The following is a 20,845-nucleotide window of genomic DNA, read 5'->3' on the forward strand; positions in this document are numbered from 1 at the left end:
TCCACGGTCCTCTTTATTTTTGGTCGTTCTTATTTTTTCTTTGCTGTCGTTTTAATCAATTGCTCAATTTTGCTTGCTTGATCGCCTGCGTTATCTTCTTCCATCGAAATGATGTATCGATCTTTGTTGGTGTATGTTTCTTCAACTGCTGTGATGAAAGAAGCTGGATTAAGATCTTCTTCAAGGAGTACATTCGCATACCCGGATTTTTTAAAGGATTGTGCATTTAAGATCTGATCACCTCTGCTGGCAGCCCTCGAAAGTGGAATGAGCAACATTGGTTTTTTAAGAGCTAGGAACTCAAAGATAGAATTTGAACCAGCACGAGAAACAATTAAATCAGCCATCTTCAATAGATCAGGAAGTTCTTCGGAAACATACTCATATTGCTTATAACCCTTTTGATTGAGAGAGTTATCTAATTGACCTTTTCCTGTTAAATGAATGATATCGAACGTTTGGAGTAGCTCATCAAGCTTGTTTCTTACCGCTTCATTAATTTTCTTCGCTCCAAGGCTACCTCCCATGATTAACATCACAGGCTTCCTCCCATCAAAACCAGTAAACGATAAGCCAGCATCCCTTTTACCTTGCTTCAGCTCATCTCGAACGACTGCACCTATATATTCTGCTTTACTTTCAGGAAGGTGCTTAACGGTTTCGGGAAAAGTTGTGCATACTTTAGACGCAAATGGAATCGCTATTTTGTTTGCGAGTCCTGGCGTTAGGTCTGATTCGTGTATGATAACCGGAACTTTGTTTAATTTAGCTGCAATAACAACCGGAACTGAAACGAACCCACCTTTTGAGAATATAACAGAGGGCTTTTCTCGCTTAATGATGGCGAACGCTTCCCCCACGCCTTTTACTACTTTAAATGGATCTTTAAAGTTCTTCCAGTCAAAGTAACGTCGTAATTTGCCTGTGGCCACATGATGATAAGTCACGCCGGAAACTGGTTCAACCAGCTCGCGCTCAATTCCATTTATTGAGCCAATATAATGAACATCCCAATTTTCTTTAAGAAAACGGGGTATTAATGCCAAGTTTACCGTAACGTGGCCAGCAGAGCCCCCACCAGTAAATAGTATTTTCTTCTTCAACGTATTGCCCTCACTTTCACAAATGTTCATAGCGTACTCCTTATTGTATCATGAGTTAAATTTGTACAAAGAGTCGTGTGTGAAAATCCAGAAGATTCACAGTACAGGAGTGTAATGATACAATATATCTACATTTTGATATTTTACATAGAGAAGGAGAGAATTTCAGTGGGGAAGCTTTGGTATGGTGGAAAAATCTACACCCTCGTCGATGAGGGACGCACAGTGGAAGCCGTTTATACAGAAGGTGGTCAGGTTGTGAAAACAGGTACGTTTTCAGAGCTAACCGATGAATTTGGAAATCATATACAATCCTGGCATGATCTAAAAGGGAATGTCATGATTCCAGGTTTTGTTGATAGTCACCTTCATATGATAGGTCACGGTGAGAAGCTTCTTCGACTCGATTTGTCTCTAGTAGATTCAGCTGAAGAGATGAAACGCTTGTTAGTTGAAAAAGTTAATGAATCTTCTCCTAATGAATGGATCATTGGTGAAGGTTGGAATGAAAATAATTTTCCCGATCGAAAAATATTCCATCGAGATGAACTCGATCGAATTGCTCCTAATAATCCAATGATGCTCACAAGAGTTTGTAGACACGCCATTCTTGCGAATTCGATCGCCATGGACCTAGCAGGCATAACAGATAGCACTACCGATCCTGAAGGTGGTGTCATCATGAGGGATAACGACGGAAGGGCCACTGGATACCTTCTTGATAAAGCTCAAGAATTAGTGAAAGACGCGATGCCAGAAGTAAGTCTTTCTTTTCTTGAGAAAGCACTGACTTCTTCTGTTGACGACCTCATTTCAAAAGGTGTTACAGGTGGTCATACGGAAGATCTTAATTACTATGGAGGATTTACTCGGACATACAAAACGTTTCTAAATGTAATCAATGGTACCCGAAAGTTTAGAGCTAATTTGCTTGTCCACCACGAAGTGATCGAAGAGATGAGGATGCAGGGTCTAGGTTTTGGGGATGGCACAGAATATGTTGAATTAGGTGCGATGAAGCTATTCGCAGATGGAGCTCTTGGCGGACGTACTGCTTTGTTAAGCGTTCCATATAATGATTCACCAAATACTTCTGGAGTCGCGATCCACAGTGTAGAAGGGTTAGAAAAACTTGTGCAAAAAGCAAGGGCTCATCATATGCCAGTTGCAATCCATGTAATCGGTGACCTAGCGTTAGAGTATGCGATCGATGCGATCGAAAAACATCCACCACATCATGGTCTCAGAGATCGTTTGATTCATACTCAAGTCGTTAACCAGGATTTAATCGATAGGCTAAAACAACTGCCGGTTATATTAGATATCCAGCCAAGATTCGTTGCCTCTGATTTCCCTTGGGTGATGGAGCGTTTAGGTGAAGAACGGATGAAATGGTCGTTCGCATGGAAAACGTTACTCGATAACAGAATTCCGATTGCAGGTGGGTCAGATGCACCAATCGAACCAGTTGATCCGCTTTTAGGGATACATGCGGCTGTGACTCGGAAGCGGCCGAACGACACTCATGATGGGTATTATCCTGATCAAAAGCTTTCTGTGTATGAAGCAGTATGCTTGTTCACAAAGGGAAGCGCATATGCGATAGGTAAAGAAAAGGAGCGAGGAATCATTAAGGAAGGTATGGATGCTGATTTTACAGTGTTAAACCGTGATATCTTTACTTGTGATCCTGACTTGATGTTAGACACAAAAGCCGTTATGACTGTCATCGATGAAACCATTCAATATCAAGACTTTGATTAATGTGAGAGAGCTTTAAGAACTGTCTCCCAATAATATACTGAGATTTACGCTCCAGGATACTCGCTTTCCGCGGGGCGGGCGGTGAGCCTCCTCGGCTTCGCCTGTGGGGTCTCACCTGTCCCGCTCATCCCACAGGAGTCGAGTATCCTTCCGCTCCAATCCGCAATTTACTATGTTTTTATATCGAGTAATAAATTTCTCAGATTTACGGAATAAAAGTTGTTAGCATAATAAATCGGAATGATTAACATGGATTGCATGACTCTAGTAGGAGTGGATATCGCTTAACCCTTGTGGTCCAACGGGCATTTGACACTCGGAATGGACGGTTTTGTTCACTTTGATGCCCAGGCGTCGTCCACAGAAAAGCAACCAGGAAATCAAACTCATGCGGCATAGGGAGCACAATAGTTTAGATTTTCCAAAAAGAAAAGAGGCTGGGACAAAACCAACATACATGAAGGAAATCGCGAATGTTGAATGTTAAAGAGTAAGACCTTAGCGTAGCCAACATACGTAGACTCCTGCGGGAACAGCACGAGTCCGAAGGCCCCGCAGGAAAGCGTTTTTTGCTTTCTGAGGAGACTGAGGCCGTGCCCGCGGAAAGCGAAGTATGTTGGCGAAGCGGCGGTTTCCTATATTTAAATTACAAAAGACCCGATCTAATTCAAATGAATTGTTCGGGTCTTTCTCATGGTTATATGCTTAAGTCCCAGCCTCTTTTTATTAAAGAAAACTGCGCTGCACTTTGTGCCAAAAAGAGTTGTCTTTCAGCTTGACTGTCTTGATTCGCTTATCTGGGATACGGATCGTAAGTTTCTTTGCGTGTTGGATACTTAGTGCTTCGTTGTCGATTCCGATGATTGGATAATCGTTTCCATCTTGTACGACTTCAAGCGAGAGCGTTCTCTCGTCGCTCAATAAAAACGGAGAGCCGAGCGTTCTGTAATGATTGTTATTGAGTGAAGCAATTTCGCTAACCTGCATACATGCTAATTTCGGATCCACGACAGCTCCGCTAACAGACTTGCTATAAGCAGTACTACCCGTAGGAGTCGAAACGATCAATCCGTCTCCTCTGAATGTTTCGAAATGGAAGTCTTCTACATGAACATTCATCACTAATGTTTTGATGATCGACGATCTAATCGTGCATTCATTTAAACAAAAGAAAGAAGATTCATCGTTAACATTAACCTCGATCGTTGGGTAACGTCTTACTTCAATTCCTTCTGATAGAATATTCTCGACCATTTCAGGCAAGTTATCGATGTGAAAATCACAATAAAACCCTAACTCTCCTGTAGAGATTCCAACGTAAAGGCAGTCTTCACGGAAACCAGTTTTTCTTACTGCTTGTAGAAAAGATCCATCCCCTCCAATACTCGCGATAATACTCGCGTCTTTCGGATCGTCTACAACATGAAAATCATATTTACTTGCAAGTTCTTTTAAAGGTTCAACTTTTTCTCGAAGTTCTTCAGTCTCTTTATAGAAGAAAAATAAATTACGACGATTTGGCATGTGAATTCCTCCTCCAACGATTGTCTTCTTAACTGTACCATTCTCTGAATTTAGAAAAAAGAAAAAATTAGCTATTTTATCAGTGCGTCCTTAGTTTATCTTTACACCTTAAATTCATTCCTTACATTTCAAAAATGGTGCAGTTCGTTAATCTGTATGGTATTCTCGAAATTATGAAACCAATAACCGAGCAAAGACGTACATAAGGTAGAATGTAGAGGAGGTCTATTATGAATGGAAAACGATGGCTAGCGCTTGGAATTGCAGTGGTATTAATTATTGTTTCGATTGGATTCAATGTTGTTTCAAGCCTTGCCTTTGGAAACTGGCAAGAAGAATTGAATTCATCCGATGAATTTGCAGAAACGGTTATCGAAGAGGGGAAGAGCCTCAATAAGATCGTCGTTTTAAATGTAGAAGGTGTTATTCAAGACACAGCACAGGGCTCGAGCTTTTTACCTCAGGCAGGTTATAACCATGACGTGTTCTTGAAACGCTTAGAGCACGCTGGTGAAGATAATAGCGTAAAAGGGATTATACTCAGGCTCAACACTCCTGGCGGTGGAGTGGTTGAAAGTGAAGAAATTCATGACAAGATTCTCGAATTAAAAGAGAAAACGGATAAACCGATATACGTTTCAATGGGTAGTATGGCTGCTTCTGCAGGTTATTACATTTCCGCTCCTACAGATAAAATCTATGCGAGTCCATCAACCATTACTGGATCGATTGGCGTCATCATGCAGTCGATGAATTATTCTGAGCTTGCTGAAAAAGTTGGCGTGAAATGGGAAACGATTAAGAGCGGTCCTTATAAAGATATCATGTCTCCGAATCGGGAAATGAGTGAAGAAGAGCGTGAAATTCTTCAATCGATGATCGATAACTCCTATGAAGCATTCGTTCGAGTGATTAGCGAAGGAAGAGGAATGGATGAAAGCCAAGTTAAAGAGCTTGCAGATGGGAGAATCTATGATGGCCGTCAAGCAAAAGATGTTAACCTTGTTGATGGGTTAGGTAATCTTGAAGATACGATAAACGATATGAGAGGAGAACTTGGTGACAGCAAGCTTAGAGTCGTTCAGTATAAGCAGAGTTTTGGCTTCGAATCTCTGTTCGAAATGACGGCAGCTAAGCTGATGGGATCAGAAAAAGATCTGCTCGGAATCCAGCAGCTCTTATCAACTCCGCCATCACCGAAACTCATGTATTTATATTCTGAATAAGGAGGTAGGCAGAAATGGATGAGACAATGAACGTGCATACTGCCCCTCCTGCATCTGTAGAGGAATCCAGTGTTAGATATGCGGGTTTCTGGATGCGGTTTTGGGCATATATCGTTGACGTTATCGTAATTGCAAGCTTGAACGGAATTCTGATTACACCTTTTGTGAAATGGCTTGAAATTCCTCCGGGCGAGCCGGGATTCTTACCTATACAAGGTGTACTGACAGGAATCGTCTTCTATGCTTACTTCATCTTGATGACAAAATTCCTTTCTCAAACATTAGGCAAGATGTTGTTTGGATTAACTGTTAGGAGAGAAAAAAAGGAAGATCTCACGTGGGGAACTGTCATTTTTAGAGAAGGGATCGGAAGATTTATTAGTAAAACAATTTTATTTGTAGGATATATCATGGTGGGGTTCACTAAGCAGAAAAAAGGGCTCCATGATATCTTTGCAGATACAATCGTCGTTCATGAAGAAAAATAATATTTTTGAATAAACCTGCCTCTATTGGGCAGGTTTATTCTATACATAATTGTTTTATTGAGTGGTGGGAGGTGGAGGGCAAACATGTATATCGCAGTCGGCATCATATTCATACTACTTCTATTAGTAACTTTGCTTATATTGTTCTCAACAGTCAAACTCACATTGATGGTGGAGCATTCTAAAGCAGTTGAGGAAGTGGCAGTTGAAATTACAGCGTTGTTTGGTCTCATTTCTCACTCTACGACGATTCCTTTAAATGATCTGCTTGAACAAAAAGAAGAAGAGTTAAAGGAAAAAGTGAGAGAACAGAAACGTTTTTCGCCACTAGAAGGAATAAAAAAGTCAAAGATATGGTTTAGTAGGGGGATGGAAAGTAGGAAAGCAGCTTCATTCATGCTACGAAAGACAAACATAAGAACTGTTCAATGGGAAACTAATATTGGAATAGGGAATGCAGCGACGACAGCAGTAGGAGCTGATTTATTGCTGAATACTAAAATAGCTTTATTTGCTGTTCTCTCCCACTACACAAATTTACTAGCCGTTCCTCAGCTGATCGTTACGCCGATGTATGAAGTAAAAACAATTCAGACTTATATAAGATGCATGATAACTTTCAAACTGGGGCATGCTATGATCGCGGTGATTAAATTATTGAAGTCTCAGAAAAAGCTTCAGGAGGCTTAACGGTATAAGTGAAGGAGGCATTCATATGGGTGGGCATCCGATAGAAGGACTCATGCAGACAGCGATGGAAAACTTGAAAGATATGATCGATGTTAATACGATCATTGGCGATCCGGTAGAAACGCCGGACGGAAGTGTGATTTTAACCGTATCGAAAGTAGGTTTTGGGTTTGCTGCGGGCGGTAGCGAATTCATGCTTAAATCACAATCTCAGTCTTCGCAAAAGGATCAAAGTAAAGGAGAGCCTTTTGGTGGTGGAAGTGGTGGCGGTGTATCGATTACTCCGATTGCTTTCTTAATCGTAAGTGGTAGCGACATCAAAATGATTCATCTCGATAATACGACTCACCTTTATGAAAGGCTTTTAGACCTTGCTCCACAGGCGATCGAGAAAATACAAGGCATGCTTCAAAGCATGGGCAGCCAGGGAAAAGACAACCATAAGAGTAGTCAAAATGGTCAATCGGATCATTCTCAGTCTAGGCAATCTCAAGGCAAGTATCGCTCTCAGCAAAGAGGTCAACAACAAAATGACGAAAAACAGGATTTAGGATTCTAAACCCGGTTAAGATACCGGGTTTTTTTTATGTATGACAACACATCACTTTTCTTGAAATAATAACGAGTCACCGATATGATGAGGATAGTCGTACATACGACCAACTCATAAAGGAGGTTTTAACATGGCAAATATTACATTTAAAGGTACGCCTATGACTCTTCTTGGAGAAGAAGTTAAGAAAGGTGACACTGCGCCTGAATTTACTGTGCTTGCGAACGACTTGTCGGAAAAGAAGCTCTCAGATTATTCTGGAGTTCGTCTGATCAGCGTTGTTCCGTCACTTGATACTGGGGTTTGCGATGCTCAAACGCGTAGATTCAATGAAGAAGGTGCTAAGCTTGATAATGTATCAGTCCTAACGATCAGTGCCGACCTCCCATTTGCTCAAAAACGCTGGTGCGGAGCTGCTGGAATTGAAAATGCAATCACACTTTCAGATCATCGTGACTTATCATTCGGTAAAGGATATGGTGTTGCGATTGAGGAACTTCGCTTACTTACGAGAGCAGTTTTCGTTGTGAACAGTAAAGATGAGGTTGTTTACACAGAGTATCTCAGTGAAGCAACAGATCACCCTGACTATGAAAAAGCATTAGAAGCTGCAAAACAAGCTGACTAACAGGAAAGGACTTCGATGGTGTACATCGAAGTCCTTTTTTAAATCGTCTTCGCCTCATAAACGATGTTATTTGCGAAACGGTTCCTTACTGTTTACAATAGAATCGGCGAACTAATAGGCAGGAGGCCAAAAAAATGAACGAATTAACTGTAGAAAACTTATTCAACATACTCGATGAATCGACATTGGTTATTCAAAATAAATTAGATATGACTTATTTAGAAGCACTTGTTGAAACGGGTTTAAACTTGTTTGAAGAATCTGTGCTTCAAGAAGAATTAGACGATGAGACGATCGAACGTCTTAAGAAGCTATATGAACCACTTACTCTAGAAGGTGCAGAAAAAGAAACGATTCGGAAAGGAATTCAGCTTGCGATATTAAAAGGTATGAAAAAAGGTGTTCAACCTCATCATGCTATGACACCGGATAGTGTTGCGCATCTGATTGGTTTCCTCGTAAACAAATACACAGAAGTATTAAATCTTGAAGAAGTGAAGCTTCTCGACCCAGCAGTAGGTACCGGAAATTTACTGACTGCTGTCTTAAATCAGCTTAAAACACAAAAGGTCTTGTCTTATGGGGCAGATGCTGATGATTTATTGCTGCACATTGGATTTATTAATGCAAACCTGCAAAAGCATCAAGTTGAGTTTTTACATCAGGATAGCGTAAAAGACCTTTATGTGCCACAAGTAAATACGATCGTTACAGATTTACCTGTTGGGTATTATCCGCATGAGGAAGTTGCTCTGAACTATACGTTAAAAGCTGATGAAGGGATGTCTTATGTTCATCACCTGTTAATCGAGCAAAGTTTAAATATGACAGAAGAATCCGGAATGCTCTTCTTTATGATTCCTAACTTCTTGTTCAATGATGAAAGAGGTCATCACATTCAAAACCTAATCAATGAACGATCGAACATTCACGGAATCATTCAACTTCCAACGAGCCTCTTTGCTAACGAAGCGCAAGCTAAAAGCATTCTTGTCGTTCAGAAAAAAGGCGATAGGGCTCTAAAACCGAAGCAAGTGATGATGGCAAAGCTCCCTTCTTTCTCCAACAGAGAAGCGATGGTGAATATGATGCAACAAATAAACGGATGGTTTCAACAGCTTACCTAACATCCGTTATGAAACGTTTACAAATCAGAATTGGCGGAATACTTTTATGTAAGCGGTTTTCATCTTGAATAAAGTCATTTTGGGTGTTTAAATAAGTAAGGTGTGAAAAGATAGAAGGGTATACCCCTTCTATTTTCGTGTCGTTAATCACAGTATAAAAGGAGCTGTCACATATGGCGAAAGTAATAGCAATCAACGCCGGTAGTTCTTCTTTAAAATTTCAACTTTTAAATATGCCGGAAGAAACTGTTATCACTAAAGGAATTGTAGAACGTATCGGTCTTGATGACGCCATTTTTACAATTGAAGTAAACGGTGAAAAAGATAAGAGTGTAACTGAGATCCCTGATCATGCAGTTGCTGTGAAAATGTTACTAGAGAAGCTGTTCGAACACTCAATTATTTCATCATATGATGAAATCGAAGGTGTTGGTCACAGAGTCGTACATGGTGGAGAGAAATTTAATGACTCCGCCCTCATTACGGATGAAGTAATGAAAGGAATTGAAGAAGTATCGGAACTAGCACCATTGCATAACCCTGCAAACTTGGTCGGAATACGTGCTTTCCAAGAAATTCTCCCTGATGTTCCTGCTGTTGCAGTTTTTGATACTGCGTTCCACCAATCTATGCCTGAACAATCTTACCTATATAGTCTTCCTTATGAGTACTATGAAGATTTCGGGATTCGTAAATATGGATTCCACGGGACATCACACAAATATGTGTCTGAACGTGCAGCGGAATTACTAGGTCGTCCACTAGAAGAACTACGTCTTCTTTCGTGTCACCTTGGAAACGGGGCTTCAATCGCTGCGATCGAAGGCGGAAACTCAATCGATACGTCGATGGGCTTCACTCCACTAGCTGGTGTAACAATGGGTACTCGTTCTGGAAACATTGACCCTGCTTTAATTCCATTCATTATGGAGAAAACAGGACAAACTGCTGAAGAAGTGCTTAATACGTTGAATAAGAAAAGTGGTCTCCTAGGTGTATCAGGATTCTCTAGTGACCTTCGTGACATTACTTCTGAAGCGGAAGCAGGTAACGAACGTGCTGAGCTTGCACTAGAAGTGTTCACATCAAGAATCCACAAATACATCGGTTCGTATGCTGCGCGTATGTCAGGTCTTGATGCGATTATCTTCACAGCTGGTATCGGTGAAAACAGTGATACAGTTCGTGCGAGAGTATTACGTGGACTAGAGTTTATGGGTGTTTATTGGGATCCTGCTCTCAACAAAGTAAGAGGAAAAGAAGCATTCATCAGCTATCCTCACTCTCCAGTGAAAGTTATTATCATTCCAACAAACGAAGAAGTGGTTATTGCAAGAGACACAGTTCGTCTTTCTCAATAATAGGTAAGAGCATCTGCTTAGCAGGTGCTCTTTTTTTTATGGCGATTGGAAGTTTTACTCTGAAAAAGATACAATATAAACATAGTATTACATGAAGGGAGCGGTTGTGATTGGTATGGACTGAAAGAGAAGAGAGAAGGTTGGAAGAAATTAAGCAATGGGAAAAAGAGCATTTCGCTCAGCATGCTACTGATATTGAACGAACGTTTCAGAAGTGGTATGAATATCAGCTTAAGACAGTTGATTCAACCACAAGAAATAAGATGTATTCGGTCATTGATTCAGTATTGTTCCACATGCATGCTTTCATCCAAAATTCCCAGTCTCAAGTTGATGCAAGCAATCGTTTATTAACCGATGCACGGTTATTTAACCCTGAAATAGAACAAATCCAAGATATGAAGAAGCTTTCCGTCGACCAACTTGCTTACATAGCGGATCAACAGATTGCCCGACAGAAAATGGTTTCCCTTGCTCAAGGGGGACTTTCAGGTACAGGAAGTTTATTATTGTTAGGTCTAGATATACCGGCTGTTCTGGCAATAAACTTACGTACAGTGCAACTGATTGCGATGACGTACGGTTATCCGGTTAGCTATCCAGCCGAAATGATGATCGCTTTAAAAGTGTTTCATATGGCAACGCTGCCAAAGGGCCTTCAGAAACAAGGCTGGGTTGCTCTAGAAGAAGAAATTTCGCAGGGACATGAGCATCCTTACTTTTATGAAGGAAGTGAGGAGGTAGCTGATTTGAACTGGCTACAAGGTCCTATGAAGCAAATGGTAAAGGGTACTGTTTTGATGATACTGAGGAAAAAAGTTATTCAAGGTATCCCGCTGTTTGGAATTGCGATTGGAGCTAGCTTAAATTATCGATTCACCCGATCGGTAAGTGAGTCTGCTCATAAGTTTTATCAAAAACGATTTTTAATGGAGCTACAAATGGAGCGAGGTGTATGAATTGAGCGTGAAAGAACATAAGGCAAATGCACCCTCGTCTATACGTGTACTTATTGTAACAGTCAGTGATACGAGGACACTTGAAACCGATAAAAGCGGTGTGCTCATGTCCCAAATGCTCGAGGAGAAAAATCACCACATTATTGATCGAGTTGTTATTAAAGATGATAAAGAAGCGATTGAAAACGCAGTGGAGCGTGGTGTAACTAACAAAGAAGTTGATGCGATTTTGCTGAATGGTGGTACAGGCATCTCAAAAAGAGATGTTACATATGATGTGATTGCCAATATGCTTGAGAAAGAGCTCACTGGGTTTGGAGAGCTGTTTCGAATGCTAAGTTATACAGAAGATATCGGATCTCCCGCTATGTTATCACGGGCCATCGGAGGCGTATTAAGTGAAACGGCTATTTTCGCATTACCTGGATCCTCGGGAGCGGTTAAATTGGGTATGTCGAAATTAATCGTACCTGAATTGCCTCATGTAGTAAGAGAAATAAATAAGTGAATAAGGTGATTGATCAAAAGGGCTGCCGTTCAACTATGGCAGCCTTTTACTATACATCGAGAGTTTATTTTGTTGTGATCAAAAAGGTCTTTCTGTACCACAACCATAAATCATTAATAATCGAAGCAAGATCAGCAATTTGCGTGTTCAAACTGCACGAGGTTTCAAAATTTTCTTCATTACTTAGCTGTGATTGTTTTTCCATAATCTTTCCTTCAAGTTCAATGATTCGATCTGGAATCGTACTTCTAATTTGTTCCCATCTGAGTAAGATCTCTTCCTGTTCGTCTAGGGCAAGCTCCTCCCAAAACAGATCAAGGATTGGGACATCGATTTGTAATCGCTCGTCTCGATAAAATGTAAACATTTTCTTCCCTCCTTACTAGATGATAACGTGTCCTTCCTTTGATATTTAAAAGTGGGCGGGGAACACTAAAGAAGCAAGACTGAATCAAAGGGAGGTTTTTTTGGTGAATAAAAATAAAGATGAATTGATCTATGATCAAAGCGGTGAAATGACTGTGCATCAGCAGTTAAGTGAATCATACCAAAGCGGCGTCATTGATCAAGATGAAGCCGTTAAGCAAGGAAAAAACAATAAGTTTCCTCCAAAACAAGATAGAAAAAGCTATTATTAGGTTGTTAGAAAGTTCATGTGTTACACATGAACTTTCTTGCTTTTTCTATTACAGCCCCATTTCTTAATGCCAACGTATAGGAGAGAGGTTAGTAAAAACGATAAAAATCCTGGAGATAATGAAGTGGGGAGCAGTAAGTAAGTGCACATTCCGAGTGCAATAGCGCTAAACCCTGCTAGGTTGATTACATTCTCTTTATTATTCATCGATGAAAGCAATTCGGTTGTAAAACGAGCTTTTTTTATGATGAGAAAGTCGGTAATGATAATAGCAGACAGAGGAATAACGAATGCACCTAATAATGAGATGAACTGTTCAGCTTCATCGACAAGCGCTGGAAATGCACTCAATGCAATTGCACATATCCCAAGTACAATAGCGCTTTTCACCCTTCCTAAAGTCGGGAAGGTGTTTAAGAGGCTATAACCACCTGTATACGCATTGCTGATATTAATCGTAAACATCGAGCATAGTGCGGCTACAAAGATAAAGGTTAATAATATTCCTGAGTCAGTATAACGACTTGTAATGAGAAACGGATTCCATGATTCTGAAGCAGAGGCTGTATACGCAGCTAAAACAGCGGTAAATAAAAATCCTATAGAATTGCCTACAAACAATCCAATAAAAGCATGTTTTGCTGTACGAGCATACCTCGTCATGTCAGATGAACTACTCACACCTGATACATACTGTACGAACGCTAGACTTGAATAGAAAAACACAGTGGAATACTCAGGAGCTTCATGACTCGATAAGATGGAAGAAAATGGTTTTCCTCCAACATCCGAGGTAATGAAGACAATGATCATCGAAACAGTCCCCGCAAACAACAATGGGAGGATGAAGACGGTTGCTTTCTTAACTGCATTAAACCCTACTAATGCAAGTGTAGCCATAATCGTTGCTAAAAGGAGAGTGACTGGGAGGAAGGGCAGCTTGATCGAAAGGACGCGATCGACCAATTCGACAGCCATGTAGGTTCCCCCTATAGTTTGTACTGCAAACCAGTAAAGTGACGTAATGGTTCGTACAGGTGACGCAAAATATTGCGCGCCTTTATGTCCTAGGAAGGAACGTACTGCATATTGTGAAGGAATTCCTTTCCTCGCACCTGGAAAGGAAAGGAAAGAGACGAATATAAAAGCGAGCATCGCTCCAAATACAGTAGAAAGCACTGCCCAGGTAAAAGACAATCCACCTTCTAGAACAGCAAGAGCTGGAACTAAGAAATTACCGGCATTTACTGAAATCGTCATTTGAATCATCGCGTATTCGTACCAAGATGTTGTACGTAAGTTTTGTGGCACAGATTCTAGACCGAATCGTTCAATTTTCAGTTGCTGTTTGTTAGTTGAATTCATGGAGACTCCTTTTTGTGTGCTTACTTCTATTTTAGTTTGGTAAAGAGAATGTTGCAATCTAGAAGTAGAGGAATAATTATCAAAGTTTTTTCTCAGCATAAAGAAGAGGTGATCTTATGAAAAAGCTAAGTGTAATCCTAGCAATTCTTATGGTGAGCGTCCCTTTTCGGGTAGAAGCATCTTCCTTACAAAATAGTTTCTTGTTCAAATGTACTGTCATCTCTCAAGGTGTTGAAAATGAATGGGAATTTTCAAGCCCAAACGAATACGAGGTGGAAAAGGGGAGCTTAGTTAGAAAAGGTGCTGATGCGAAGGAAGATGTAACATCACTCTATGAACACCTGAACGTTTCAGAGCTTTCTCAGGTTGATGAACTGGTAACGAGAATAAAAAAGTATGGCTATGACGCAGACCGGTTCGAAATGAAATGGATGGATGCTAATGGGAGACTCTATACGTGGGTTTGGGATAAAGAGGATAGTGAGTAGACTTTAGAGTTTGGATCCGATAAGATGAGAAAAGATTGATCAAAGGAGTTAAGAAATGAGATATAGTTTCGCTGTTGCAGTTGGTGGAGCGGTTGGGGCTCTCCTACGAAGTACGGTCGGCACAATGATGAACGGTGTCCCTTTCTCAACTTTTCTCGTCAATATCATCGGCTCGCTTTTATTAGGTTTCTTTTACCGTTTTATTCAAAATAATACCCTTTCTGAATGGAAGAAAAAGCTGATCGCAACGGGGCTGATCGGTTCTTTTACGACGTTTTCTACGTATTCTTTAGATCTATTCGTTTATTTAAAAGCAGGTCAGTTCATGACTGCTTTTCTTTATGGAATGGGTAGTGTTGTCTTAGGACTTTTGGCCGCTGTAATCGGTGTGTTCCTTGCGAAGCGTGTTAGGGGGGAGTAGCTTGCAATGGTTGTTGATCGCGGTTGGTGGGGCTGCAGGAGCGCTATTAAGGTATATCGTTACTCTATTGTTTAATAAAATGAGCTTCATGCAAGGATTCCCGTTAGCCACATTAATAGTTAATCTGGTAGGAAGCTTTCTATTAGGCGTCGGTTACGGATCAAGTGAATTTGGGCCAGCAGTCTCGACTGGTTTTCTTGGTGCGTTAACGACATTTTCTACTTTTATTTACGAAACAATCGATCTATCCTCTAACCATAAGTACCTCGCTATTATTTATCTGGTGATCAGTACTTGCGGTGGGTTGTTTATGGCAGCTTTAGGTTATATCCTTGTTGTATAAAGAAGCTTTGAAAAGGGTTTCAAAATTTTTTGGAGGAAAGGTTCCTAATTGGTAATCGGAATGTTATGATGATAGAGGTTTTGAGAAAAACCCTTCCATTTATAGTTTGAAAGTCGAAGGAGGATTATATATGCGTATCGGAGTACCGGTAGAAATAAAAAATAACGAAAATAGAGTGGCTATGACACCCGCTGGCGTCTTAAGTCTTACTAATTTTGGTCATGAAGTGCATATTGAAAAGGGAGCAGGTATTGGATCAGGTTTTACTGATGAACAATATATTGAAGCTGGTGCTCACCTTGTGGATACTGCAAGTGAAGCGTGGAGTATGGAAATGGTTATGAAAGTTAAAGAACCATTACCAGAAGAGTACGGTTATTTCCGTGAAGGACTTATTTTATTTACATATTTACACTTAGCAGCAGAACCAGAGCTAACTCGAGCTCTAGTTGAAAATAAGGTGATCGGAATCGCATATGAGACCGTTCAAGCACCGAATGGCTCGTTACCTCTTCTAACACCTATGAGTGAAGTAGCTGGTAGGATGTCAGCCCAAATCGGTGCGCAGTTCCTAGAAAAGCCAAAAGGCGGTCTAGGTATCCTTCTCGGCGGAGTCCCTGGAGTTAAACGAGGAAAAGTTACCGTAATAGGTGGCGGGGTTGTAGGTACGAACGCAGCTAAAATCGCTATGGGTCTAGGTGCTGACGTTACGATTATGGATCTTAGTCCTGAACGTATGCGTCAATTAGATGATATCTTCGGTACTGAAATCAACACGATGATGTCTAACCCTCTTAACATCGCTGAAGCTGTAAAAGAGTCCGATCTCGTTATCGGTGCTGTTTTGATACCAGGTGCAAAAGCACCAAAGCTTGTAACAGAAGATATGATTAAAGACATGAAGCCTGGATCTGTAATCGTGGATGTTGCGATTGATCAGGGTGGGATTTTTGAAACAACAGACAAAATTACAACTCACGATAATCCGACTTATACAAAACACGATGTCGTGCATTATGCAGTAGCGAATATGCCTGGAGCTGTTCCACGTACGTCAACGATCGCTTTGACGAACGTAACAGTACCATATGCGATTCAACTTGCAAATAAAGGATACAAGACTGCTTGTCTAGAGAACGAACCACTTCTAAAAGGAATCAATACAATGGACGGATTCGTAACGTATGAAGCAGTGGCAGACGCTCACGGTTTAGAATACAACAGTGCAAATAAAATGTTAGGAAGTAATTAATACTTTGTTAAGCAGCTGAGATCAGCTGCTTTTTTCTTCTATAATGAAAGGGAAAGCATTGAGCGAAATAGAAGGAGGGGAATGGTCATTAAATTTTGGAGAAAAAAAGAGAAAGGCATTGTTCCTTCTGAATCATATAAAGTGATCGACGCTTCACTTGAAGATATCCGTCGAGCTGTTAGTGAATTTGCAGACCAGAAGCGGGAAGGAATATCACTTAAAGTTCTCGTACTTGAAGATAATAGAATAGATATGACGCTTCTTGCTCCGTTTTTAAAAGGCATTCCGTCAAATCCGTTCTATATGTCTAGGGAAACCTTTGAACTTTTCACAGAACAGGATCGTGAAATACCTCGGTGGATCGATAAAGTGCAAAATGCTGTAGATTCATATGTAAGATTAGAAGATGAACTTCCTATAATAGAAGGAGACCCCTATCATAAAGTAAGCATCTATAAGTTACAAAAGAAATCGTTGATCGATGAAAAACCACCATTTGATTTCTATATCACGATGGAAGAACATATGGTAAGTCGTTTTAAAAAAACGTGAAACTTTTCGCGAGTGAATCCGTAAATAGAGTATAGGATAGGGGGTGTGAATATGAGTTTTCTTTCAAAGTTATTTGGCAAAAAAGACAAAGAACAGCCTAAGATAGAAGACAGGAATGTTTTTAACATTCAAGTGGGGGATATCATCACGTATGACCTTGAAGATTACGAAGTTGTTGGGACACTAACGTATAACAACCAAGGATACAAGTGGTATGCCTATCAACTGCAAGCTGGGTCATCTTCCATTTGGTTGAGTGCTGAGATGGACGATGAGCTGGAGCTTGGAATATACAAAGCAGTAAAAGAGAAACTCTCTAAGCCCATACCTCAAGAAGTGAAGGTCGATGGTACAACATTCCACCTTGATGAAAGTGGTAAAGCGCTTGTGTCGGGTACAGGTAGAGGTAGTAACCTTAATGGACAACAAGTAGAATACTATGACTTCTCTGATAAGAATGAAGATGAATTTCTGTCAGTTGAAGTTTGGGGTACAGAAGTAGAAGTGAGCAAAGGGTATGAGATTGAGGAATACGAAATTAAAATACTTGCAGGAAGCAAATGAGAGGATGAAATAAATGTTTAAAATGTTTAAACGAGTAAAAACACTCATGTCATCAGAATTGAATGCTGCGCTAGATAAGGCAGAAGATCCGGTCAAAATGCTAGAACAGTTTATGAGAGATATGGAAGCGGATATCCGTGAAGCTGAAACAGCTGTAGCAAAGCAGATTGCTAACGAAAAGATGCTCAAGAAAAAATGGGATGACGCTAATGCGATGGTAGAAAAGCGTCAGGAGCAAGCTGTGAAGGCACTCGAAGCCGATAATGATGAGCTTGCTAAAAGAGCATTAGAAGATAAAAAAGACCATCAAGCAAAAGCTGAAACGATGAAAGAATCGTACGAACGAGCAAAGGCTGATGCAGATTCATTAAGAAGCAAGCTTGATGAGATGAAAGAAGAACACCGCCAAATGAAATTGAAGAAAGATAGTCTGAAAGCACGTGCGGAATCTGCAAAAACAAAAACAAAGATCAACCGTGCAATGTCTTCAGTCGGTAGCGACGATTCCAAACGAGGTTTTGAAAGAATGGAAGAAAAGGTTCTTCAATATGAAGCTGAAGCTGAAACGAGCGAAGATATGCGCTCTGCTGATCGCTCTTTAGATGATGAACTAGATGCCCTCGATAAGAACAATGGAATCGACGATGAGTTAGCAGAACTTAAGAAAAAAATGGGGAAAGAATAACTCTTTCCCCTTCAAGGGGTGGAAGGATGAAAAGGCTGACAGGATTAATTCTGTTGACAGCATTCGTTCTACTCATATCGGCTTGCGGTATCACGAAAGATATTCAGGAAGTCGTAGAGGATCAATACCAACTTGAAGATGTTGTGGAGAGTAGCGTGGACACTGGTGATGTTTCTAGGATTTACACAGCAGGTGGTAAAGATATTCCAGCTGTCTCCTCCTATCTTCAAGAACAAATTAAACCGAATGAAGTCAGCGAATTAAAAGATGGTAAACAAGTTCTTGTGTATGACGATTATATTGTATCGTTGACAGAAGGTGAAAGTGATTCGAACACACTTGTAGAAGTAGCAACGATCGGATTCGTTAGAGACAATTATCAGCCAAGTTTCTTCGATGGCTTATTAGCTTATTACATACTTGATGAGATTCTCGACGTTGACGATTGGGGGAAGAAGCAAAAAAAACGTTGTTCTAATAGCCTTGGGAATTGTTATGGAGGCTATCTATCAACTGGAGGAAATTACAAAGGACCTTCAACAATCCCCTCATTTAGAGGTTCTGGAAGCCGTGGCGGAGGACCAGGAACAGGAAAATAAGTAAAGGAGAGTTATTAAAATGGGGCCATTTTTGTTAACGTTCGTCTATTTTATTGCAGCAATCGTAGTCGTTGCAGCGGGGTTAATCATCTTTGAATTGATTACCACTAAATATAAGGATTGGCAAGAGATCGAAAAAGGAAATACAGCTGTCGCACTATCAATAGGTGGAAAAATAATCGGTATATGTTTAATCTTAGCTTTCTCGATCTATCACAGTTCAGATGTTTTAGACACTGTCATTTGGGGTGGATATGGTGTTGTTTTACAATTAGTCGCTTATTACATCTTTGACTTTCTCACAAGACGTTTTTCAGTGGAACAAAAGCTACATGAAGGTGTGGTAGCAGTAGGGATCGTATCGATGTGTGTGTCGATCGGACTTGGATTTGTAGTGGGGGCATCCATTACATAAGAATATGACAGCTGAAGGTGAAAGACATGAGTAGGGTAACAAATAAGAGCAGTCAGCTGTATTGGGCTTCAGGGATCGTTTCAATTTGCGGCATCATCTTTGAAGTGCTTTTTGGTGCATTAGGCTCTTACATTTTAGGGGATGGTGTAAAGCAGTATACGATTACGATTTCTTTGTTTCTTACAGGCATGGGAATCGGAGCTTCTTTGAGTGAAAAGGTAGTCAAACACCTTATAACTAGGTTTATTGTCATCGAACTTATGATTGGAATCATAGGTGGTATTTCAAGCTTTGCTGTTTTTGGAATTACTTCTATCGCAGGTGAAGAGTCAACCGCAATTTTCCTTTATAGCATTATTCTCATAGTAGGTGGATTAACTGGTCTTGAATTACCTATTTTAATTAGAAAAGCGAATGAAATAGGCGTAGAGATGAACAAAAGTACCGCGCGGGTACTTTTTTCAGATTATGCAGGTGGACTTGTAGGTGGACTGTTGTTTGCCTTTTATCTTAGACCAGAATTTGGACTAGTTAAGTCAGCATTTCTCGTTGCATTGATCAATATATTAGTTGCGTTCTGGATGATCATATCATTTAGAAAAGAAATTGTGAGAAAAGGGATATATATCTTTGCTGCATCAGTTGCACTAGTCACAATGATTGCAGGAGTATTGTTCGGTGAGGAAATCGCTTTTTCATTTGAGCAACGTCTCTATAAAGATCCTATCATACACTCTGAAGAAACAGCTTATCAAAGAATCGTTCTAACAAAGGAACAGGGTGATCTCAGGCTATATTTAAACGGACAGCTGCAGTTTAGTTCAAGTGATGAGCATCGCTACCATGAAACTCTCGTTCACGTACCGATGGCTGCAAGTGTGGAGAAAAGTAACATCCTACTCTTAGGAGGTGGGGATGGACTTGCTGTTCGTGAGCTGCTTAAATATGATGAAGTCGATTCGATCACGGTTGTTGATCTTGATCCGCGCATGGTCGAACTCGCGCGTGCCAATCACATGTTAGAAGAGTTGAATCAACAAGCGTTTGATGACGACCGTGTCAAGGTAGTGAATGCTGATGCGTTTAAATACTTGGAGAATGAAACTGAGCTATTCGATGTGATCATAAGTGACCTTCCTGATCCAAATAATGAATCTTTGAACAAACTATATACTTGGGAATTCTACTCATTGGTAAGAAACCACTTAAAGCCTGAAGGAGCCATGATGGTGCAGGCAACTAGCCCTGTATTTGCAACAGAAGCTTATTGGACGATTTCAAAGACCATTCAGGAGACAGGGTTACATACAACAAACCTTCATGTAGACGTTCCGAGTTTTGGGAATTGGGGATTCGTTTTAGGTACGAGGACAAAGGTTAACAGTGAAGATTTAAGAATCAAGGTCAAAACCGAATATTTAACGACAGAAATTGTTCCATCTTTAACTGCATTTGGTAAAGACGAGGATTCTACAATAATAGAGGACGGAAATGAAGTAACCATCGAGCCAAACACTTTGATTCGGCCGAATCTTATCGAAAAATATGAGAGAGCTTGGCAACAATATTAGTTTAGTAAATTGTTCTAAGGGA

At 40.4% G+C, this 20,845-nt stretch carries 25 protein-coding genes; 21 read left to right on the top strand and 4 right to left on the bottom strand.

Annotated features, from left to right (window positions below; genetic code table 11):
• Positions 1–29 precede the first annotated feature (29 nt).
• Positions 30–1,103 (bottom strand): undecaprenyldiphospho-muramoylpentapeptide beta-N-acetylglucosaminyltransferase, encoded by a 1,074-nt coding sequence (locus ACXADT_RS09075; RefSeq protein WP_474814743.1) that lies wholly within the window; start codon positions 1,101–1,103, stop codon positions 30–32.
• A gap of 168 nt (positions 1,104–1,271) precedes the next feature.
• Here ACXADT_RS09075 and ACXADT_RS09080 point away from each other — a divergent pair, with 168 nt between their 5' ends.
• Positions 1,272–2,867: an amidohydrolase gene (locus ACXADT_RS09080; protein ID WP_474834342.1), complete on the top strand. Its 1,596-nt coding sequence runs from the start codon at positions 1,272–1,274 to the stop codon at positions 2,865–2,867.
• Between the two features lie 726 nt (positions 2,868–3,593).
• Here ACXADT_RS09080 and ACXADT_RS09085 read toward each other — a convergent pair.
• Positions 3,594–4,391: an NAD kinase gene (locus ACXADT_RS09085; RefSeq protein ID WP_270179595.1), complete on the bottom strand. Its 798-nt coding sequence runs from the start codon at positions 4,389–4,391 to the stop codon at positions 3,594–3,596.
• A gap of 230 nt (positions 4,392–4,621) precedes the next feature.
• Between ACXADT_RS09085 and sppA the strand changes: the two genes are divergently transcribed.
• From sppA to ACXADT_RS09130, 9 genes are all read left to right on the top strand, one after another.
• Positions 4,622–5,617 carry a signal peptide peptidase SppA gene (gene sppA, locus ACXADT_RS09090; RefSeq protein WP_270179594.1) on the top strand — a complete coding sequence of 332 codons (996 nt, stop codon included), beginning with the start codon at positions 4,622–4,624 and terminating at the stop codon, positions 5,615–5,617.
• 14 nt (positions 5,618–5,631) lie between these two features.
• Positions 5,632–6,105 carry an RDD family protein gene (locus tag ACXADT_RS09095; protein ID WP_474810854.1) on the top strand — a complete coding sequence of 158 codons (474 nt, stop codon included), beginning with the start codon at positions 5,632–5,634 and terminating at the stop codon, positions 6,103–6,105.
• Between the two features lie 84 nt (positions 6,106–6,189).
• Positions 6,190–6,795 carry a DUF2953 domain-containing protein gene (locus tag ACXADT_RS09100; RefSeq protein WP_270179592.1) on the top strand — a complete coding sequence of 202 codons (606 nt, stop codon included), beginning with the start codon at positions 6,190–6,192 and terminating at the stop codon, positions 6,793–6,795.
• A gap of 25 nt (positions 6,796–6,820) precedes the next feature.
• Positions 6,821–7,354: a GerW family sporulation protein gene (gene ytfJ, locus ACXADT_RS09105; protein WP_270179591.1), complete on the top strand. Its 534-nt coding sequence runs from the start codon at positions 6,821–6,823 to the stop codon at positions 7,352–7,354.
• 124 nt (positions 7,355–7,478) lie between these two features.
• Positions 7,479–7,976 (top strand): thiol peroxidase, encoded by a 498-nt coding sequence (gene tpx / locus ACXADT_RS09110; protein ID WP_270179590.1) that lies wholly within the window; start codon positions 7,479–7,481, stop codon positions 7,974–7,976.
• Positions 7,977–8,110: 134 nt separating this feature from the next.
• Positions 8,111–9,103 (top strand): class I SAM-dependent methyltransferase, encoded by a 993-nt coding sequence (locus ACXADT_RS09115; protein WP_474834344.1) that lies wholly within the window; start codon positions 8,111–8,113, stop codon positions 9,101–9,103.
• Between the two features lie 173 nt (positions 9,104–9,276).
• Positions 9,277–10,464 carry an acetate kinase gene (locus ACXADT_RS09120; RefSeq protein WP_270179588.1) on the top strand — a complete coding sequence of 396 codons (1,188 nt, stop codon included), beginning with the start codon at positions 9,277–9,279 and terminating at the stop codon, positions 10,462–10,464.
• A 110-nt stretch (positions 10,465–10,574) separates the two neighbouring features.
• Entirely contained in the window at positions 10,575–11,423 is an 849-nt protein-coding gene (locus tag ACXADT_RS09125; protein ID WP_474834346.1) for an EcsC family protein, read from the top strand.
• A gap of 1 nt (position 11,424) precedes the next feature.
• Positions 11,425–11,931 (top strand): MogA/MoaB family molybdenum cofactor biosynthesis protein, encoded by a 507-nt coding sequence (locus ACXADT_RS09130; RefSeq protein WP_270179586.1) that lies wholly within the window; start codon positions 11,425–11,427, stop codon positions 11,929–11,931.
• 64 nt (positions 11,932–11,995) lie between these two features.
• On the opposite strand, the gene ACXADT_RS09135 is transcribed toward ACXADT_RS09130, so the two are convergent.
• Positions 11,996–12,298: a hypothetical protein gene (locus tag ACXADT_RS09135; RefSeq protein WP_474834348.1), complete on the bottom strand. Its 303-nt coding sequence runs from the start codon at positions 12,296–12,298 to the stop codon at positions 11,996–11,998.
• A gap of 103 nt (positions 12,299–12,401) precedes the next feature.
• Here ACXADT_RS09135 and ACXADT_RS09140 point away from each other — a divergent pair, with 103 nt between their 5' ends.
• A complete protein-coding gene (locus tag ACXADT_RS09140) occupies positions 12,402–12,569 on the top strand; it encodes a hypothetical protein (RefSeq protein WP_474834350.1) in 168 nt (55 codons plus the stop codon).
• 20 nt (positions 12,570–12,589) lie between these two features.
• Here the strand turns inward: ACXADT_RS09140 and ACXADT_RS09145 are convergent, their stop codons facing one another.
• Positions 12,590–13,933: a purine-cytosine permease family protein gene (locus tag ACXADT_RS09145; RefSeq protein WP_474834351.1), complete on the bottom strand. Its 1,344-nt coding sequence runs from the start codon at positions 13,931–13,933 to the stop codon at positions 12,590–12,592.
• A 116-nt stretch (positions 13,934–14,049) separates the two neighbouring features.
• Here ACXADT_RS09145 and ACXADT_RS09150 point away from each other — a divergent pair, with 116 nt between their 5' ends.
• The 10 genes from ACXADT_RS09150 (at position 14,050) to ACXADT_RS09195 (ending at position 20,823) form a co-directional block, all read left to right on the top strand.
• Positions 14,050–14,421 (top strand): hypothetical protein, encoded by a 372-nt coding sequence (locus ACXADT_RS09150; protein ID WP_270179582.1) that lies wholly within the window; start codon positions 14,050–14,052, stop codon positions 14,419–14,421.
• A 55-nt stretch (positions 14,422–14,476) separates the two neighbouring features.
• Positions 14,477–14,842, top strand: coding sequence for a fluoride efflux transporter CrcB (gene crcB / locus ACXADT_RS09155; RefSeq protein ID WP_270179581.1), 366 nt, complete (start codon positions 14,477–14,479; stop codon positions 14,840–14,842).
• 1 nt (position 14,843) lies between these two features.
• Positions 14,844–15,185 (top strand): fluoride efflux transporter CrcB, encoded by a 342-nt coding sequence (crcB, locus tag ACXADT_RS09160; RefSeq protein ID WP_270179580.1) that lies wholly within the window; start codon positions 14,844–14,846, stop codon positions 15,183–15,185.
• 130 nt (positions 15,186–15,315) lie between these two features.
• Positions 15,316–16,437: an alanine dehydrogenase gene (ald, locus tag ACXADT_RS09165; RefSeq protein ID WP_270179579.1), complete on the top strand. Its 1,122-nt coding sequence runs from the start codon at positions 15,316–15,318 to the stop codon at positions 16,435–16,437.
• A gap of 81 nt (positions 16,438–16,518) precedes the next feature.
• The gene (locus tag ACXADT_RS09170) at positions 16,519–16,989 is read left to right on the top strand and encodes a DUF3939 domain-containing protein (RefSeq protein WP_474834353.1); all 471 of its coding nucleotides are present in this window, start codon (positions 16,519–16,521) and stop codon (positions 16,987–16,989) included.
• A gap of 51 nt (positions 16,990–17,040) precedes the next feature.
• Positions 17,041–17,553: a DUF4178 domain-containing protein gene (locus ACXADT_RS09175; protein ID WP_270179577.1), complete on the top strand. Its 513-nt coding sequence runs from the start codon at positions 17,041–17,043 to the stop codon at positions 17,551–17,553.
• Between the two features lie 13 nt (positions 17,554–17,566).
• Entirely contained in the window at positions 17,567–18,238 is a 672-nt protein-coding gene (locus ACXADT_RS09180; protein WP_270179576.1) for a PspA/IM30 family protein, read from the top strand.
• 26 nt (positions 18,239–18,264) lie between these two features.
• Entirely contained in the window at positions 18,265–18,837 is a 573-nt protein-coding gene (locus tag ACXADT_RS09185; protein WP_270179575.1) for a DUF4247 domain-containing protein, read from the top strand.
• Positions 18,838–18,856: 19 nt separating this feature from the next.
• Complete coding sequence (locus ACXADT_RS09190; RefSeq protein ID WP_270179574.1) at positions 18,857–19,252, top strand: DUF350 domain-containing protein; 396 nt, start codon at positions 18,857–18,859, stop codon at positions 19,250–19,252.
• Between the two features lie 26 nt (positions 19,253–19,278).
• Entirely contained in the window at positions 19,279–20,823 is a 1,545-nt protein-coding gene (locus ACXADT_RS09195) for a polyamine aminopropyltransferase (protein ID WP_270179573.1), read from the top strand.
• Positions 20,824–20,845 lie beyond the last annotated feature (22 nt).

The organism is Anaerobacillus sp. ABR4_321 (assembly GCF_056158505.1).